This window comes from Enterocloster sp. 210928-DFI.2.20 (assembly GCF_020554465.1).
In the GTDB taxonomy this organism is placed as follows: Bacteria; Bacillota; Clostridia; order Lachnospirales; family Lachnospiraceae; genus Enterocloster; species Enterocloster bolteae.
In genome coordinates this window covers 40,404-58,023 of the sequence record NZ_JAJCHK010000031.1, presented here as the reverse complement: position 1 = coordinate 58,023, position 17,620 = coordinate 40,404, and the positions used below count along the sequence as shown (strand labels likewise).

General features: G+C 51.2%; 19 protein-coding genes. All 19 read left to right on the top strand.

Features of this window, described 5'->3' with window-relative positions; translation table 11 throughout:
* Nucleotides 1-40 precede the first annotated feature (40 nt).
* The 19 genes from ffh to LI015_RS21880 all read left to right on the top strand — a co-directional run bounded on the left by ffh (nt 41) and on the right by LI015_RS21880 (nt 17,533).
* Nucleotides 41-1,417, top strand: coding sequence for a signal recognition particle protein (ffh, locus tag LI015_RS21980; protein WP_002567742.1), 1,377 nt, complete (start codon nt 41-43; stop codon nt 1,415-1,417).
* Nucleotides 1,418-1,517: 100 nt separating this feature from the next.
* Nucleotides 1,518-1,760 (top strand): 30S ribosomal protein S16, encoded by a 243-nt coding sequence (gene rpsP / locus LI015_RS21975; protein ID WP_002567741.1) that lies wholly within the window; start codon nt 1,518-1,520, stop codon nt 1,758-1,760.
* Between the two features lie 19 nt (nt 1,761-1,779).
* Nucleotides 1,780-2,007 carry a KH domain-containing protein gene (locus LI015_RS21970; protein WP_002567740.1) on the top strand — a complete coding sequence of 76 codons (228 nt, stop codon included), beginning with the start codon at nt 1,780-1,782 and terminating at the stop codon, nt 2,005-2,007.
* A 126-nt stretch (nt 2,008-2,133) separates the two neighbouring features.
* Nucleotides 2,134-2,646 (top strand): ribosome maturation factor RimM, encoded by a 513-nt coding sequence (gene rimM / locus LI015_RS21965; RefSeq protein WP_002567739.1) that lies wholly within the window; start codon nt 2,134-2,136, stop codon nt 2,644-2,646.
* A 204-nt stretch (nt 2,647-2,850) separates the two neighbouring features.
* Nucleotides 2,851-3,096, top strand: coding sequence for a YcxB family protein (locus LI015_RS28610; protein WP_330629889.1), 246 nt, complete (start codon nt 2,851-2,853; stop codon nt 3,094-3,096).
* A 121-nt stretch (nt 3,097-3,217) separates the two neighbouring features.
* Entirely contained in the window at nt 3,218-5,464 is a 2,247-nt protein-coding gene (mutL, locus tag LI015_RS28280; RefSeq protein ID WP_264468453.1) for a DNA mismatch repair endonuclease MutL, read from the top strand.
* A 16-nt stretch (nt 5,465-5,480) separates the two neighbouring features.
* On the top strand, nt 5,481-6,440 hold the full coding sequence (miaA, locus tag LI015_RS21940) for a tRNA (adenosine(37)-N6)-dimethylallyltransferase MiaA (RefSeq protein ID WP_002567737.1): 960 nt from the start codon (nt 5,481-5,483) through the stop codon (nt 6,438-6,440).
* Nucleotides 6,441-6,469: 29 nt separating this feature from the next.
* A complete protein-coding gene (locus LI015_RS21935) occupies nt 6,470-7,765 on the top strand; it encodes a methionine gamma-lyase family protein (RefSeq protein WP_002567736.1) in 1,296 nt (431 codons plus the stop codon).
* A 94-nt stretch (nt 7,766-7,859) separates the two neighbouring features.
* Complete coding sequence (locus tag LI015_RS21930; protein WP_002567735.1) at nt 7,860-8,111, top strand: DUF4321 domain-containing protein; 252 nt, start codon at nt 7,860-7,862, stop codon at nt 8,109-8,111.
* A 44-nt stretch (nt 8,112-8,155) separates the two neighbouring features.
* Nucleotides 8,156-8,851, top strand: a complete 696-nt coding sequence (gene radC, locus LI015_RS21925; RefSeq protein WP_002567734.1) for a RadC family protein — start codon at nt 8,156-8,158, stop codon at nt 8,849-8,851.
* A gap of 14 nt (nt 8,852-8,865) precedes the next feature.
* A complete protein-coding gene (mreC, locus tag LI015_RS21920; protein WP_002567733.1) occupies nt 8,866-9,711 on the top strand; it encodes a rod shape-determining protein MreC in 846 nt (281 codons plus the stop codon).
* On the top strand, nt 9,708-10,241 hold the full coding sequence (mreD, locus tag LI015_RS21915; protein ID WP_002567732.1) for a rod shape-determining protein MreD: 534 nt from the start codon (nt 9,708-9,710) through the stop codon (nt 10,239-10,241). Before mreC ends, mreD begins: the two co-directional genes overlap by 4 nt.
* Nucleotides 10,234-13,155 (top strand): penicillin-binding transpeptidase domain-containing protein, encoded by a 2,922-nt coding sequence (locus LI015_RS21910; RefSeq protein ID WP_002567731.1) that lies wholly within the window; start codon nt 10,234-10,236, stop codon nt 13,153-13,155. The genes mreD and LI015_RS21910 overlap by 8 nt, the downstream gene beginning before the upstream one ends.
* 21 nt (nt 13,156-13,176) lie before the next feature.
* On the top strand, nt 13,177-13,845 hold the full coding sequence (locus LI015_RS21905; RefSeq protein ID WP_002567730.1) for a septum site-determining protein MinC: 669 nt from the start codon (nt 13,177-13,179) through the stop codon (nt 13,843-13,845).
* A gap of 77 nt (nt 13,846-13,922) precedes the next feature.
* On the top strand, nt 13,923-14,714 hold the full coding sequence (gene minD, locus LI015_RS21900) for a septum site-determining protein MinD (protein WP_002567729.1): 792 nt from the start codon (nt 13,923-13,925) through the stop codon (nt 14,712-14,714).
* A gap of 16 nt (nt 14,715-14,730) precedes the next feature.
* The gene (gene minE / locus LI015_RS21895; protein ID WP_002567728.1) at nt 14,731-15,015 is read left to right on the top strand and encodes a cell division topological specificity factor MinE; all 285 of its coding nucleotides are present in this window, start codon (nt 14,731-14,733) and stop codon (nt 15,013-15,015) included.
* A gap of 2 nt (nt 15,016-15,017) precedes the next feature.
* Nucleotides 15,018-16,139, top strand: a complete 1,122-nt coding sequence (locus LI015_RS21890; RefSeq protein WP_002567727.1) for an FtsW/RodA/SpoVE family cell cycle protein — start codon at nt 15,018-15,020, stop codon at nt 16,137-16,139.
* Nucleotides 16,140-16,160: 21 nt separating this feature from the next.
* Nucleotides 16,161-16,556 (top strand): methylglyoxal synthase, encoded by a 396-nt coding sequence (mgsA, locus tag LI015_RS21885; protein ID WP_002567726.1) that lies wholly within the window; start codon nt 16,161-16,163, stop codon nt 16,554-16,556.
* Entirely contained in the window at nt 16,556-17,533 is a 978-nt protein-coding gene (locus LI015_RS21880; RefSeq protein WP_002567725.1) for a D-alanyl-D-alanine carboxypeptidase family protein, read from the top strand. The genes mgsA and LI015_RS21880 overlap by 1 nt, the downstream gene beginning before the upstream one ends.
* Nucleotides 17,534-17,620 lie beyond the last annotated feature (87 nt).

The window sequence follows — 17,620 nt, the reverse complement described above, 5'->3', positions numbered from 1 at the left end:
TGATTCATTGAATGCAGTGCAGTCTTAGGAGGATTATTTCATGGCTTTTGAAAGCTTATCCGATAAATTACAAAATGTATTCAAGAACCTTCGCGGTAAAGGCCGTCTTTCAGAAGCCGATGTAAAAGCCGCGTTAAAGGAAGTCAAGATGGCGCTTCTGGAAGCAGATGTAAGCTTCCGTGTGGTTAAACAGTTTATCGGGTCCGTTCAGGAACGGGCGGTGGGCGAGGATGTATTCGGAAGCCTGACACCGGGACAGACTGTCATCAAAATCGTGACCGAGGAGCTGGTAAAGCTCATGGGTTCCGAGACAACAGAGATTTCCTTAAAGCCCTCCAACGAAATCAGCATTATCATGATGGCTGGTCTCCAGGGCGCGGGTAAGACCACGACCACGGCCAAGATTGCAGCAAAGATGAAGGCAAAGGGACGTAAGCCCCTGTTAGCTGCCTGCGACATCTACCGGCCGGCTGCCATAGAGCAGCTGCAGATTAACGGCGACCGGGTAGGTATTCCGGTGTTCTCCATGGGCAACAAAAACAAGCCTGTGGACATTGCCAAGGCGGCACTGGAACACGCATCCAAGAACGGACTTAACGTGGTTATCCTGGATACAGCGGGACGTCTCCACATTGATGAGACCATGATGGATGAGCTGGTAGAGATAAAGGACAATCTGGATGTCTGCCAGACCATATTGGTGGTGGACGCCATGACCGGCCAGGATGCAGTGAATGTGGCAGGTACATTTAACGATAAGATAGGTATTGACGGTGTCATCCTCACAAAGCTGGATGGCGATACCAGAGGCGGTGCGGCCCTTTCCATCCGCGCAGTCACAGGTAAACCGATTCTATATGTTGGTATGGGCGAGAAGCTGTCTGATCTGGAACAGTTCTACCCGGACAGAATGGCTTCCAGAATCCTGGGAATGGGCGATATCCAGTCCCTGATTGAGAAAGCGGCTGCCGAGGTGGATGAGGAACAGGCCAAGGAGCTGAGCCAGAAGCTGCGCAAGGCGGAATTTGATTACAATGATTTTCTGACCCAGATGCAGCAGATTAAAAAGATGGGCGGTATGGGAAGTATTCTTTCCATGATGCCGGGTATGGGAAACCAGCTGTCCGGTGTGGATATGGATGAAGGTGAAAAATCCATGCACAGAGTAGAGTCCATCATCCTCTCCATGACAAAGGAGGAGAGGGCTAATCCAAACCTCATAAACCCTTCCAGGAAACAGCGCATTGCAAAAGGCGCCGGTGTGGAGGTCAGCGAGGTCAACCGTCTGGTAAAACAGTTTGACCAGATGAAGAAAATGATGAAGCAGATGCCGGGCCTTATGGGCGGCGGCAAGCGAAAAGGCGGATTCGGCGGTCTGGGAGGACTGCTGGGCGGCAAGATGAAGATGCCCTTTTAGGACACAGAATGCTGATACCACAATCCGCAGACCAGGCTAGTCAAACAGGAATACTCCTGTATGTCTAATATAAGAACAATTCACAAGGAGGTGAAATCACATGGCAGTAAAGATGAGATTAAGAAGAATGGGACAGAAGAAGGCTCCTTTCTATAGAATCGTAGTTGCTGATTCCAGATCCCCAAGGGATGGCAAATTCATCGCGGAAATCGGCACTTATGACCCAACCAGGGAACCAAGTGTCATCAAATTTGACGAGGAAGCAGCTAAGAAGTGGTTAGCAACAGGTGCACAGCCAACTGAGACCGTAGGAAAGCTCTTAAAAATCGCCGGCATTCAGTAGTTGACAATGAGGTGTTAAGATGAAGGAATTAGTCGAAGTGATTGCGAAAGCACTGGTCGATAACCCAGAAGAAGTTGTTGTTACCGAATCAATGAAGGGCGAGGACACCCTGATTGAGCTTAAGGTGTCTCCTGCCGACATGGGCAAGGTCATCGGCAAGCAGGGCAGGATTGCAAAGGCAATCCGTTCCGTTGTCAAGGCCGCTGCATCCAAGGAAGACAAGAAAGTAATCGTTGAGATTCAGTAAGCAGGATTCAGTACGCAGACAATGAAGGACCGCTGGCCGCAGGGCTGGCGGTTCATTTATTGCCCGGGAATATTGTCCCGGAACATTTATCCGTAAAATTACTTATCACAGAAAGGTGACAGGTGTATGGAAAACATGCTGAGAGTGGGAGTCATAACCTCCGCCCACGGAATCAAAGGGGAAGTAAAGGTATTCCCCACCACAGATGACGCCAAACGTTTCAAAGAGCTGAAGGAAGTCATCCTTGACACAGGAAAAGAGCATATTCCCATGGAAATCGAACATGTGAAATTCTTCAAGAACATGGTCATCCTCAAATTCAGGGGATATGACAATATAAATGAAATAGAAAAATATAAATCCAGGGACCTGCTGATAACCAGGGATCAGGCCGTGGACCTGGAGCCCGATGAATACTTTATCACGGACCTGATTGGACTTACTGTGGTATCGGACCAGGGCGCGGAGCTGGGAACCCTTAAGGATGTGCTGGAAACAGGGGCCAATGATGTATATGTGGTTGCCATGAAGGACGGAAAGGAACTGATGCTTCCCGCCATCGGTGACTGTATTCTGAATGTGGACCTGGAGCAGGGACGCATGGAGGTCCATGTTCTGGAGGGACTTATGGATTTGTAGTGCCCATAACCTGGTAAGACCCATGGTTCAAAGGTCCATGGTTCTGTAAAAAGGGCTTGTGTTTTATCTGGTTTTGTTGTATATAAAGAGAGGGGATAAACCGTGCTGCATCATGTAATGCAGTATTGGGGCGGAAGGCCGCCGGTGCAGCAAGGAAAAGGAATCTGATATGATAACAGAAGACCCTCTTCCTGATTCTGGCGTATCTGGTCCGCACCATGGGGCCGGGCTTTATCCGCAGCGGCCTCTTTAATTCAGACTGTTCCAACCGGATGCAGGGCAGTCCACGCATACAGCCAGATATCCCACATATGCGAGACACAGCAGTGCCTGTTGTTATATACCAGGGACCATGGCGGCTATCTTCTGGATAAGAGACAGATGGGCGCTGTCTGCATAAACGGCCTGCGCACGTTCCTTTTCGAACGTTCCGGCAAGTCGGTAAAGTAGATACAGGTCAGGGATTATATACCTGTAAAAAGCAACTGATAAAGCCGGCCCTGGCATCTGAGATTGGGGCCGGCTTTTAGAGATACTTTTTGGCTGAGTACAGACAGAAAGGAACTTAAACATGGCCAACATAACTGTTTTAGACCAAAGCACCATCAACAAAATTGCAGCCGGCGAGGTCATTGAGCGGCCTGCTTCCGTAGTGAAGGAGCTGCTGGAAAATGCCGTTGACGCCCATGCCACCGCCGTAACCGTGGAAATCAAGGACGGCGGCTGTTCCTTGATTCGCGTCACCGACAACGGATGGGGCATCCCAAAGGAGGAAATACCCCTGGCATTCCTGCGCCACGCCACAAGTAAAATCAAGACAGTGGAGGATTTATTCACCATTTCCTCCCTGGGTTTCCGCGGCGAGGCCCTGGCCAGCATAGCGGCCGTGGCCCAGGTGGAGCTGATTACAAAGACGGGGGACAGCCTTACCGGTTCCCGGTACCAGATTGAAGGCGGGGTTGAGAAGGGGCTGGAGGAAATAGGCGCCCCTGATGGTACCACCATCATTGCCCGAAACCTGTTTTACAACACGCCTGCGAGGAAGAAATTCCTTAAGACACCCATGACAGAGGGCGCCCATGTGGCGGCCCTGGTGGAGAAGATTGCCCTTTCCCACCCGGATATTTCCATCCGCTTCATACAGAACAATCAAAATAAGCTCTACACCTCAGGAAACCACAACCTGAAGGACCTGATATATACTGTATTCGGACGGGAGATTGCGGGAAACCTTCTCCCGGTGGAAATCAATGAGGACTGGATTACAGTCACCGGATTTACAGGCAAGCCGGTCATAGCCAGATCCAACCGGAATTATGAAAATTATTTCATCAATGGCCGTTACATCAAGAGTTCCATTATATCCAAGGCCATTGAGGAGGCATATAAACCCTATATGATGCAGCACAAGTATCCCTTTACCATGCTGCATTTCCATATTGAGCCGGACACCCTGGACGTAAATGTGCATCCCACCAAGATGGAACTGCGCTTTGCCGACGGGGAAAAGGTGTACCATGCAGTGTTAAGGGCTGTCAGCAATGCCCTGGCCCACAAGGAGCTGATCCCCCAGGTCAGCCTGGAAGCAAAACAGGAAAAGGAGGCCAGGCAGCTGGCAGAGAAACTGGCTCCCCGCCCGGAGCCGTTCGAGGTGCGCAGGCGGGAGAACCTAAGCCAGAAAACCTCCGGCAGCCCCGTCCAGGTACAGAACGGCGGCCCGTCCTCCGGCGCTGGTTCAGTTTACACCCAGTCAGCCCCGCCCAGGCCATCCTTTGTCAATGAGCTGATGCCTGACTGGCTGAAGGAGAGAAGAAAGGAACAGGAAAAGCGTTCAGTCTCCCCGGCCGCAGTTAATCCCCATCAAACGGAAAACACGGTTTCTGCCGGGAAGGATATTGGGGCCGGCGGGCCAGCTTCCGGACAGACAGACTCCGGCCAGACAGACTCCGGACAGACAGTTTCCGGACAGACAGGCTCCGGCCAGACGGCACCTGGTCAGACAGCTTCCGGTCAGACAGGCCCCGGCCAAACAATTTCCAGCCAGACAGCCCACGGCCAGACAGCGCCCAGTCAGTCAGACTCCGGCCAGACAGTCCCCAGTCATCCAGAACCCGGTATGACCGGGAATTCAGACACAACCGGTACCGCTTCTGCCCATACAGGAGCCGGTACAGCCGGCTGCACCGCCGGGCCGGAACAGCTGGACCTGTTTGACGGCAAGCTTTTGGACCCCAAGGCCAGGCTGAAGCACAAGCTTATCGGCCAGCTGTTTGACACCTACTGGATGGTGGAGTACAATGAACAGCTGTTCATCATTGACCAGCATGCTGCCCATGAAAAGGTGCTCTATGAGAATACCATCAAGTCCTTAAAGACAAGGCAGTACGACATGCAGATGGTGGACCCGCCCATTATCCTTACACTGAACATGAACGAAGAACTTCTCCTGGAGAAATATATGGATTATTTCACGGGAATCGGTTTTGAGATAGAACCCTTTGGCGGCAGGGAATACGCGGTGCGCGGCGTGCCTGCCAACCTGTTTTCCATTGCCAAGAAGGAACTGCTGACAGAGATGATCGACGGGCTTTCGGAGGATATGTCTGTACATAACCCGGACATCATCTATGAAAAGGTGGCCTCCATGTCCTGCAAGGCAGCTGTCAAAGGACATCATACCATGTCCTTCCAGGAGGCCAATGTGCTCATTGACCAGCTTCTGGACCTGGAAAACCCCTATGCCTGCCCTCACGGCAGGCCTACCATCATCTCCATGAGCAAGTATGAGCTGGAGAAAAAATTCAAACGCATTGTCTGAAAGGAGCTTTTAACATATGAAGCAGCCGCTCATTGTCCTCACAGGACCCACGGCAGTGGGAAAGACCGCCCTTTCCATCCGGCTGGCAAAGGCCATTGGCGGGGAGATCGTCAGCGCGGATTCCATGCAGGTATACAGGCACATGGATATCGGCTCTGCCAAGGTGACTCCCGGGGAAATGGACGGGGTTCCCCATTATCTCATTGACGTGCTGGATCCCCGGGACTCCTTTAATGTGGTCACCTTCCAGCAGATGGCAAAGGAGGCCCTGAGGGAGATTTACAGCCACGGCCGTATTCCTGTCATTGCCGGCGGAACCGGCTTTTATATACAGGCCCTGCTGTACGACATTGATTTTAAAGAAAATGAGGACAGCAGCCCTGTCCGCAGGGAACTGGAAGCCCTGGCTGAGAGGGAGGGAGAGAGGGCTCCCCAGCTCCTTCATGCCATGCTCCGCCAGGTGGACCCGGAGGCAGCCGCCCAAATCCATGCCAACAATATAAAACGTGTCATCCGGGCCATTGAATACTTCCGCCAGACAGGGGAGAAGATTTCCCTCCATAACCAGCAGGAGAGGGAGAAGGAATCCCCCTACAATTTCCTCTATTATGTTCTGAACACAGACCGGGCCCTGCTCTATGAGAGAATTGACCGCAGGGTGGACCTGATGATGGAACAGGGACTGGTGGAGGAAGTAAAGGCATTAAAGGATATGGGCTGCCGGAGAGGCCATACCTCCATGCAGGGGCTGGGATATAAGGAGATTCTGGACTATCTGGAGGGCAGATGCAGCCTGGATGAGGCTGTATATATACTGAAACGCGATACAAGACATTTTGCAAAACGCCAGCTGACCTGGTTCAAACGGGAAAGGGATGTGCGCTTTTTGAATCTGCCTGATTTCGGAGGGGATGTCTCAAACGTCCTGGAACGGATATTAGAGGATTGCGCAAAGCAGGGAATCGTGCTACAATAACAAACCGGAAAACGGAGGATTATAAACCAATGGATATAAATGGAATGAACCAGATGTACGAAAGCCTTGGCATCAGCCGGGAAGTCAGGGAGTTTGCGGCTGAGACGGAAAAAGCGCTGAGGGAACGCTTTGAGGCCATTGATGCGGTGGCGGAATACAATCAGATGAAGGTTATCAAGGGAATGCAGGACAACCGTGTCAGCGACATCCACTTTGCAGCTACCACAGGTTACGGTTACAATGACCTGGGACGCGATACGCTGGAGGATGTGTATGCCAGCGTATTCCACGGTGAGAGCGCCCTTGTGCGTCCTCAGCTCATGAGCGGCACACATGCCCTTCATGTGGCCCTGTCAGGCAACCTGCGTCCAGGGGACGAGCTTTTGTCGCCTGTGGGCAAGCCCTATGACACCCTGGAGGAAGTCATAGGAATCAGGGATTCTGTGGGTTCCCTTAAGGAATACGGGGTGGTCTACCGCCAGGTGGACCTGTTTGAGGACGGTTCCTTTGACTATGAGGGCATTGCGGCAGCCATAAATGAAAGGACAAAACTGGTGACCATACAGCGTTCCAAAGGGTACGCCACCCGTCCCACATTGTCTGTGAAGCGGATTGGGGAATTGATTTCCTTCATAAAGAACATAAAACCGGACGTTATCTGCATGGTGGACAACTGCTACGGTGAGTTTGTGGAAACCCTGGAGCCAACCGATGTGGGGGCGGATATGATTGTAGGTTCCCTGATCAAAAATCCCGGCGGCGGACTGGCTCCCATCGGCGGCTATATCGTGGGCAGAAAGGACTGTATTGAACGGGCGTCCTACCGCTTAAGCGCTCCCGGACTGGGCAAGGAGGTAGGCGCCAGCCTGGGGTTAAACCAGCAGCTGTACCAGGGGCTTTTTCTTTCCCCTGTTGTGGTGTCAGGAGCCTTAAAGGGCGCCATATTCGCGGCCAATATTTATGAGCGCCTGGGCTACGGCGTGGTGCCAGACGGCAGTGAATCCCGTCACGATATCATCCAGGCCATCACCTTCGGCACGCCGGAGGGCGTCATATCCTTCTGCAAGGGAATACAGGCAGCCGCGCCTGTGGACAGCTATGTGACACCCGAACCATGGGATATGCCTGGATACGACAGCCCTGTTATTATGGCAGCAGGCGCTTTTGTCCAGGGATCGTCCATCGAGCTCTCGGCTGACGGCCCCATTAAGCCGCCCTATGCCGTATATTTCCAGGGAGGACTGACCTGGTACCATGCAAAGCTGGGAATACTCAAGTCATTGCAGCAGCTGTTGGATGACGGGGTTTTGAAAATCTTAAGATGACACCCCAGGAAACTTATGGTAATATATACTAATTAGGCTGAACCCAGGTCCTGCGGCCCAGGGGTTTGGCCTGACTGACCGGAGGGTAAGACACATGCATTACAAGAATTTCTGGATACTTTTAATCATGCTGCTGGCAGGCATTGTCCTGGGAGGCTTTATGGGACAGCTGGCAGAAGGGATTTCCTGGCTGAACTGGCTGAATTTCGGACAATCCTTTGGGCTGGATTCGCCTCTGGTAATTAATTTCGGCATCCTGGTCATCACCTTCGGACTGACCATCAAGATTACCATGGCCAGTATCATCGGCGTGGCAGTGGCACTCATCATTTACCGGTATATATAATTTTCCTGACTTTGTGCTTGGAGAGGTGCGTAGTTAGGAGAGAGATGGAAAGAATAAGAATTAAGGATCTGCCCCACAAGGACCGCCCCTATGAAAAATGTCTGAGTCTGGGTCCGGACAGCCTGTCCGATACAGAGCTTCTGGCAGTCATCCTGCGCACCGGAAGCAGGGAAGGAAACTCCCTGGACCTGGCAGACAGCCTGCTGGCTCTGGGAAGCCCCGGAGACGGCCTGCTGGGCCTTTTGCACCATTCCCTGGATGATTTTACACGAATCAAGGGAGTTGGTAAGGTAAAGGGGGTCCAGCTGCTTTGTATAGGAGAGCTGTCAAAACGCATCTGGAAGCGGAAGGCCAGCGAGCATACTCTTTACTTTGGCCGTCCGGAGGAAATATCGGACTATTATATGGAAGATATGCGCCATCTGGAGCAGGAGGAAATCCGGGTCATGTTTCTGAATACCAAGCAGGCCATGGTTCGTGATCAGATTATGGCCAGAGGGACAGTAAATGCATCTGTCATGACGCCCCGTGAGGTACTCATCGAAGGCCTCAGGTGCCGGGCCGTGTCCATGGTGCTGGTTCACAACCATCCCAGCGGAGACCCCACCCCCAGCAGAGCAGACATACTGCTCACCAAACGCCTGAAAGAAGCGGGAGACCTGGTGGGAATCACACTGATCGATCACATTGTCATCGGAGACAGGCGGTATCTCAGTTTCCGCGAAGAGAATTTAATGTAAGAGGAAGTTTATCCATGGAAACCAAACACAGTAAATATATTCTGGCAGGACTTACGGTGCTGTGCGTACTGCTCATCTGCATCACATCCCTGAAGGACGGCATCATGGAACCCCTGCGCACCGGTGTGGGTTATTTTCTGATTCCCATACAGACAGGAGTCAACGCAGTGGGAACCGGCATCTATAACGAATTAAAGGATTACGGCAGCCTAAAAGATGCGCTGCGGGAAAATGAGGAACTGAAGACCCAGATTGTACAGCTCACAGAGGACAATAACCGTCTGCAGGCAGAGCAGTTTGAACTGGACCGCTTAAGGAAGCTCTACGAGCTTGACCAGGATTACATGCAGTATGATAAAATCGGGGCCAGGGTCATTGCCCGTGATTCAGAAAAATGGTTCCAGGTATTCCGCATCAACAAGGGTTCTGCCGACGGAGTGGCCGTGGACATGAACGTGGTTGCCGACGGCGGCCTGGTGGGCATTGTGACGGATGTGGGCGCCAATTACGCCACGGTGCGTTCCATCATTGACGATTCCAGCCGTGTGGGAGCCATGAAGCTGGATTCCTCCTATAACTGTATTGTGGCAGGAGATCTGACCCTCTATGAGGAGGGGCGTCTTAAGCTTACGGATTTTTCAAAGGATGCGGTTCTCAGGGACGGCGATCAGATCGTCACCTCCAACATCAGCACCAAGTTCCTTCCGGGCATCCTGGTTGGATATGCTGCGGATGTCTCCATTGACCCGGACCACCTGACCCAGTCAGGCTATCTGATTCCGGTGGCTGATTTTAATAATCTGCAGGAGGTGCTAATTATTACAGATATCAAAGATACAGGAGAGGCGGCTGCCCAGTGATTCAAGCAAAGATAAAACAGGTACTCATCAATATATTGTTTATCGTGCTGGCATTTACGGTGCAAAACTGTGTATTTCCCCTGCTCCCGTTTTTGTCGGCAACGCCCAATCTGCTTTTAATCCTTACGTTTTCCTTCGGCTTTATCCATGGGAAGAATGCGGGGATGTTTTACGGCGTTCTTTCAGGCCTTTTACTGGACCTTTTCTACAGCGGGCCTTTTGGCTTTTATACCCTTATCTATATTTATATCGGCTATGCCAACGGCATTTTTACCAAGTACTATTACGAAGACTACATCACCCTTCCGCTGATACTCAGTATTTTTAACGGAATCTGGTACAGCATGTATATATATATATTCCGCTTCTTAATCCGCGGACGTCTGAATCTTCCTTATTATTTCAGGAACATCATGCTTCCGGAGATTATATTTACTGCAGTTACCACTCTTTTGATTTACAGGCTGTTCCTTTCCGCCAGCAGACGTGTGGAGGATATAGGAAAAAGGAGAGACACAAAACTTGTTTGACGAACTGTTAGAAATTGTAAAAGAATTTTTCAAGAAGCTGTTCAGCTCACGGCTCTTTGCCCTTTCCGTGATGTTTACCGTCATGTTTGCCGGGCTGTTAGGCAAGCTGTTTCAGATGCAGATTCTGGACGGAAGCGAATACCAGGAAACCTATATGCAGAGGACGGAAAAAAACGTCACCACACCGGGGTCCAGGGGCAACATCTATGACAGAAACGGCAACAGGCTGGCTTATAATGAGCTGGCTTATTCCGTCACCATACAGGATTTGGGGGATTATCCCAGGCCCAGCTCACGCAACCAGATGCTGTACCGCCTGGTACGGATACTGGACCGCCGCGGTGAGACTGTGGAGGGAAAATTCGAGATTGCCCTTGATCAGAACGGTGAGATGTTCTTCACATCCAGCTCTGATTCGGCCAGAACCCGTTTCTTCCTGAATTTTTACGGTCTTTCCTCCACCGCAAGCCTAAATGACCCAAAGGGCAAATATCCCACCAACATCACGGCCAGGGAGGCCTTTGAGCGCAAGAAGGTGGATTATGAGCTGGATAAGATGAAGGATGAAAAAGGCAATCCCCTGGTCATACCGGACAACATAGCCCTGGGCATGATCAATATTATCTATACCATGAAGCTGACCGAATACCAGAAGTACGAGACCACCACCGTGGCCACCAATATCAGCAATGAGACCATGGTGGAAATCAATGAGAATGCCGCGGACTTAAAGGGAGTTGCGGTGGAACAGTCCTATGTGCGCAAGTATGAGGACAGCATCTATTTTGCCCCTATCATCGGCTATACCGGCAAGGTTCAGGAGGATCAGCTGTCCGCCCTGAACGAGCAGTGGCACCAGTCCGATGAGGCGGCCGGCCTGCCGGAAGACGCTCCGGACAAGTACGATCTCAACGATATTGTGGGCCGTATCGGAATCGAGAAATCCATGGAGCTGGAGCTTCAGGGAGAAAAGGGCTACTCCAGGATGTATGTGGACAACATGGGGCGTCCCCGTGAAATCATTGAAAAGACGGACGCCAAGGCCGGGGATGATGTGTACCTGACCATTGACAGGGATCTGCAGATTGCTATTTACAAGCTGATAGAGCAGCAGCTGGCCGGTATCATCAGCTACCATCTCCAATACGATGATTTGGACCCCGACAAGACTTATGACCCTTCCAAAATACCCATTCCTGTAAAGGACGCCTATTACCAGCTGATTAACAACAATGTGCTGTCCCTAATGGATATGTCCCAGGAAGGGGCGTCCGACATTGAAAAACAGATTTACAGCAAATACGAGACATCCAGGGATCAGATACTCGGGGCGATACGCAACGAGCTTCTCAGCTCCCATGCCCTGGCCATGAACGATCTTCCCAAGGACATGGCTACCTATATGAATTATATCTATGCTTATCTGTCTGACGGGTCCGTGGGGATCATACAGAAGGATAAGATTGACCAGTCCTCGCCGGAATACCAGGCGTGGAGGGATGGTACTATCAGCCTGAGGGATTATATTTACAGCGGAATCGCGGGAAACTGGGTGGACACCACCCGTCTGGACGTGACCAGTAAATACTCCGATGCAGACGATATATTCACCCAGCTGGTGGACCATGTCATCGAATCCCTGCGCAGCGACAACAAATTTACAAAGCGCATGTTCCGTTACCTGATTAACGATGAGGTCATAACAGGCCGTGAGCTCTGTCTGGCCCTTTATGCCCAGGGCGTGCTGGCATATGACGCCCAGGCCATAGCCGCCCTCCAGATGGGGGATTCCACCTACACCTACCAGTTTATCAAGGAAAAGATATCCAACCTGGAGCTGACACCGGCGCAGCTGGCTCTTGACCCGTGTACGGCAGGAGTGGTGGTGACGGACGTAAAAACAGGTGAAGTCCGGGCCCTGGTCACATATCCCAGCTATGACAATAACCTGATGTCGGGCAGCGTGGACGCGGCTTACTTCAGCCAGCTCCAGGACGACATGTCCAGACCCCTTTACAACAACGCCACGCAGGCCCAGAAGGCCCCCGGTTCCACCTTTAAGCCCATCACGGCTGTGGCAGCCCTGGAAGAGGGCGTGATAGGACTTCAGGACACCATCGAGTGTACCGGTATATACGATCAGATTTCCAAGCCCATCAAGTGCTGGATCTGGCCCGGACGCCATAACAGCGAGAACATCGAGGAAGGCATACAGAACTCCTGCAACTACTTCTTCGCCGAGCTGGCCCACAGGCTCTGTATGAAGCCGGACGGCACCTATTCGCCGGACCAGGGTCTTGCCACCCTGCGCAAATACGCCACCCTTTTCGGTCTGGATCACACCTCAGGTGTGGAGATTTCCGAGAACGAGCCCCAGATATCATCGGAGGACCCGGAGCGTTCCGCCATGGGACAGGGCACCCATTCCTACACCAATGTCCAGCTTTCCCGCTATGTGGCAGCTCTTGCCAACCGCGGAAATGTATTTGAGCTGAGTCTTTTAGATAAACTTACCGACTCTGACGGCAACCTGATTAAGGACTATACCCCTGCCATCAGCTCCCATGTGGACGCGGCTGACAGTACCTGGGACGCGGTCCAGACCGGTATGCGCCGGGTAATCACGGACAGCTCCGCCAAGAGTATTTTCTCCGACCTCCCTGTGGAGGTGGCAGGCAAAACCGGAACAGCCCAGGAGGACAAGAGCCGTTCCAACCATGCCTTCTTCGTTTCCTTTGCGCCTTACAGCCATCCGGAAATTGCCGTGACTGTAAATATTCCTTACGGATATGCGGGAACTAACGCCGCAACCCTTGGCAAAAAGGTGTACGAGTATTATTATAAATATACCACCCTGGAGCAGATAGAAAGCTCCGGTGCATTAGGTGTATCAAATGTAAATATTGGTGACTAAACCAGCAAAAGAGGTGATTGTATGCGCAATGCAGTTGTAATCAAGAGCAGCAAGGCAGGAATGACTGTCATCCTGGACCCTGAACTGCCCTTTGGCGAGCTTTTGGACGCCATCGGGAAAAAGTTCAGTGAGAGCGCCCGTTTCTGGGGTTCGGTCCAGATGACCCTGACCCTGGAGGGCCGGGATCTGACTGCGGCCCAGGAATTTGCAATTGTCGATACGATTACGAAGAACTCACAGATTGAAGTCCTCTGTCTTCTGGACACGGATGCGGAACGGATTGAACGCTGTGAGAAAGCACTGAATGATAAGCTGATGGAACTGAACTCCCAGACAGGGCAGTTCTACCGGGGAACACTGAAGCGCGGAGACTGCCTGGAATCCGAGGCCAGCATCGTGATCATAGGAAATGTGGATCACGGAGCAAGGGTGACGGCCAAGGGCAATGTCATTGTACTGGGAGAACTTAAAGGTACAGTGACAGCCGGTGTGTCCGGCAATCCCCAGGCCGTTGTCATGGCCCTTGACATGGCTCCCCTGCAAATCCGCATCGGGGATATGAGCAGCCGTTTCAACGAGAGAAACAAGCGTCTGGGGCGGGGACCCATGATAGCCCTGGCGGAAGATGGGGCCATTGTTATGCGGTCTTTAAAAAAGTCATTCCTAAACAATATGTTAAATTTTGCTTAATGCCAAAAAAATACTGGTAAATTTACGAAATTTAATGTACAATAGGAAGGTAAAGTAATTTTCAGGAGGATTTCATCATGAGCGAGGTCATTGTGATTACTTCTGGAAAAGGCGGGGTAGGCAAGACGACTACTTCTGCCAATGTGGGAACAGGACTGGCTATCCTGGGTAAGCGGGTAGTGCTGATTGATACAGATATCGGCCTGCGCAACCTGGACGTGGTCATGGGACTGGAAAACCGCATTGTCTACAATCTTGTAGACGTGGTGGAAGGCAACTGCCGTATGAAGCAGGCCCTGATAAGAGACAAAAGATACCCGAACCTATACCTTCTGCCTTCGGCCCAGACACGGGACAAGACATCCGTGAATCCGGAGCAGATGATAAAGCTGGTTGATGACCTGAGGGAAGAATTTGACTACATACTGTTAGATTGTCCCGCGGGCATTGAACAGGGATTTTACAATGCCATAGCCGGTGCTGACAGGGCACTGGTAGTCACGACGCCGGAGGTTTCGGCTATCCGCGATGCAGACCGTATCATCGGGCTGCTGGAACATGCGGAGATAGACGAGATTGACTTGATTGTCAACCGGATCCGGGCCGACATGGTCCGTAGGGGAGACATGATGTCTTTAAGCGATGTGACGGACATTCTGGCAGTAAACATCATCGGAGCAGTGCCCGATGACGAGAACATCGTCATTTCCACCAACCAGGGAGAACCTCTGGTGGGACTGGGCTCTACGGCCGGACAGGCTTATCTTGATATCTGCCGCAGGATACTGGGAGAGAGCATACCTATGACAAATCCCGGTGAGACGGAAACCTTTTTTGCCAGGCTGCGCGGAATACTTAAGAGAGCATAGAAGGGATGGTGTCAAGGTGAGATGGTTCCAGGGGTTTCAAACCAGGCGTTCCGGAGAGACAGCTAAGATGCGGCTAAAGCTTTTGCTGGTATCCGATAAGGCAGGCTGCTCACCGGAGATGATACTGATGATAAAAGATGACGTGATACACGCCATTTCCAAATATATGGAGATAGAAAAGGACAAAGTCCAGATACAGATGGATACAGAGGGCAGTCCCCAAAAGGGCGGCTGCCGGACACTGCCTGTGCTTCATGCCAACATACCGATTCGTTCCATATCGAACAAGGGGCTATATTAAATATGTTTTTGGATTATGATTTCAGACATTTTAATTTTCGGCTGATATTTTATATGATTGTACTCAACGTCATCGGCGTGCTGGTTATCCGCAGCGCTACGAATATGAACGCGGATGCAGTCAACAAGCAGCTTTTAGGAGTGTTCATAGGACTGGCTGTGGCCATTGGTCTTTCCCTGGTGGATTACCACAAAATCCTGAACTTCAGTACCCTCATATACGGCCTGTGTATTGCAAGCCTTGTGGCCGTACTGATTTGGGGCAATGTGGTGAACAACGCCAGGCGCTGGATTGAGGTTCCGGCCATCGGCCAGCTTCAGCCATCAGAGTTTGTTAAGATAGGCCTTATCATAACCTTTTCCTGGTATTTCATGAAATACCAGGAAAAGATTAATCAGGTCAGCACTGTGGCCATAGCAGCCGTACTGTTTGCCATTCCGGCGGCATTGATCTTTGAACAGCCGAATCTGTCTACCTGTCTTGTAATTATGGTAATGGTACTGGGAATCGTATTTGCAAGCGGCATAAGCTATAAGTGGATTGCAGGAACCCTGGCTGTTACCATTCCCGTAATGGCCACCTTTGTCTACCTGCTGCTTCACGGTATGATTCCATTCATAAAGGATTATCAGGCAGGACGTATCCTGGCCTGGTTTTATCCGGACCAGTACGGAGAGGCCCGTTATCAGCAGAACAACTCCATCATTGCCATCGGTTCAGGCCAGCTAAAAGGCAAAGGGCTTTTCAACACCACCATAGCGTCTGTCAAGAATGGTAATTTCCTGTCAGAGGAGCAGACGGACTTCATCTTTGCCGTGATCGGCGAGGAGCTGGGTTTCATCGGCTGTGTGGTGGTCATCGCCTTATTTTTATTAATAATTTATGAATGTCTTATGATGGCTGCACGGGCCAGGGATTTATCCGGCCGCCTTATCTGTGTGGGCATGGCAACACTGATTGCGTTCCAGGCATTTGCCAACATCGCTGTTGCCACAGGCATCTTTCCCAATACAGGACTTCCCCTTCCGTTCATCAGTTTCGGAAGCAGTTCTTTAATCAGTATTTTTATGGGAATAGGGCTGGTGCTCAATGTGGGGCTTCAGAGAGAAACAAGACATATCTAATCCAAGGAGGGTTAATTTAATATGACAATTGGTTTGATTGCACATGACGCAAAAAAGAAACTGATGCAGAACTTCTGCATCGCATACAGGGGAATACTCAGCAAGAACACACTGTATGCAACAGGTACCACAGGCCGCCTGATAGAAGAGGTGGCTAACCTTAATATTCACAAATATCTGGCAGGGCATCTGGGCGGAATGCAGCAGATGGCTGCTCAGATTGAGCACAATGAGATGGATCTGGTCATCTTTTTACGTGACCCGCAGAATCCCAAATCACATGAGCCGGATGTAAACGATGTGGTCCGCCTGTGTGATATCTACAACATTCCCCTTGCCACCAATCTGGCATCTGCCGAACTGCTTATCAAGGCGCTTGACAGGGGCGATATGGAATGGCGAGAGGTAGTCAGGTAATGAAGGCAGTGCGGACGCGCAGCTTTCTGTGTGCGCTTCTTCTGGGGGCTGTCGCCCTTTCCACCACGGGCTGTCTTTCAGGCATTAAGGAACCCTACAGCCTGGAAGAGCGAATCCCGGTCATGGAGGACAGCCTGTCCCGGACCGTGCGCTATGCAGACGGTTTTGCTTCGGATTTATGTGTAGTGGAGGATGAAGGCAGCTTTGACGAAAATTATGTGACATCGGAGGCAGCTGCCCTTTTTGATGTCAGCGACAGGGAAACACTCTACAGCAAGGAAGCCTTTGAACGGCTGTATCCGGCCAGTATCACCAAGGTTATGACCGCCCTGGTAGCCATTAAAAACGGCGATTTAAACGCCCGGGTAGTTGTGACAGATGATGCTGTTATCACGGAATCCGGGGCAACCCTGTGCGGCATTGAACCGGGAGATACCCTGACATTGGAACAGCTTTTATACGGGCTTATGCTTCCTTCGGGCAATGACGCAGGCGCTGCAATCGCAGTGCACATTGCGGGCAGCATTGACAAGTTCGCGGATATGATGAACCAGGAGGCTGCCAGTCTGGGAGCCACCGGAACTCATTTTGTAAACCCTCACGGGCTTAACGATCCGGACCATTATACCACGGCCTATGACCTGTATCTCATTTTCAATGAGGCCCTTAAATATCCGGTATTCCGGCAGATTGTGGGCACCACATCCTATACGGCCAACTACCACGACAAGGACAGCCAGGCCGTCACCAAGACATGGAAAGGCGGAAACTGGTTCATGACAAGGGAGCGGGAGACGCCGGAAGGCCTGACCGTATTCGGGGGAAAGACAGGCACTACCAACGCAGCCGGCTATTGTCTCATCATGGCTACCAGGGACCAGAATGATAAGGAATATATATCTGTTGTACTGAAATCAGACAGCCGTCCCGGCCTATATGATAACATGACAAATATAATTTCTAAAATCGTCAAATAGTGATTGCGCTTTCTATGAATTTATACTATAATTAGAGTAATCTTAATTGATTTTTTATACAACATATATAACTCAAGGAGGAGATTG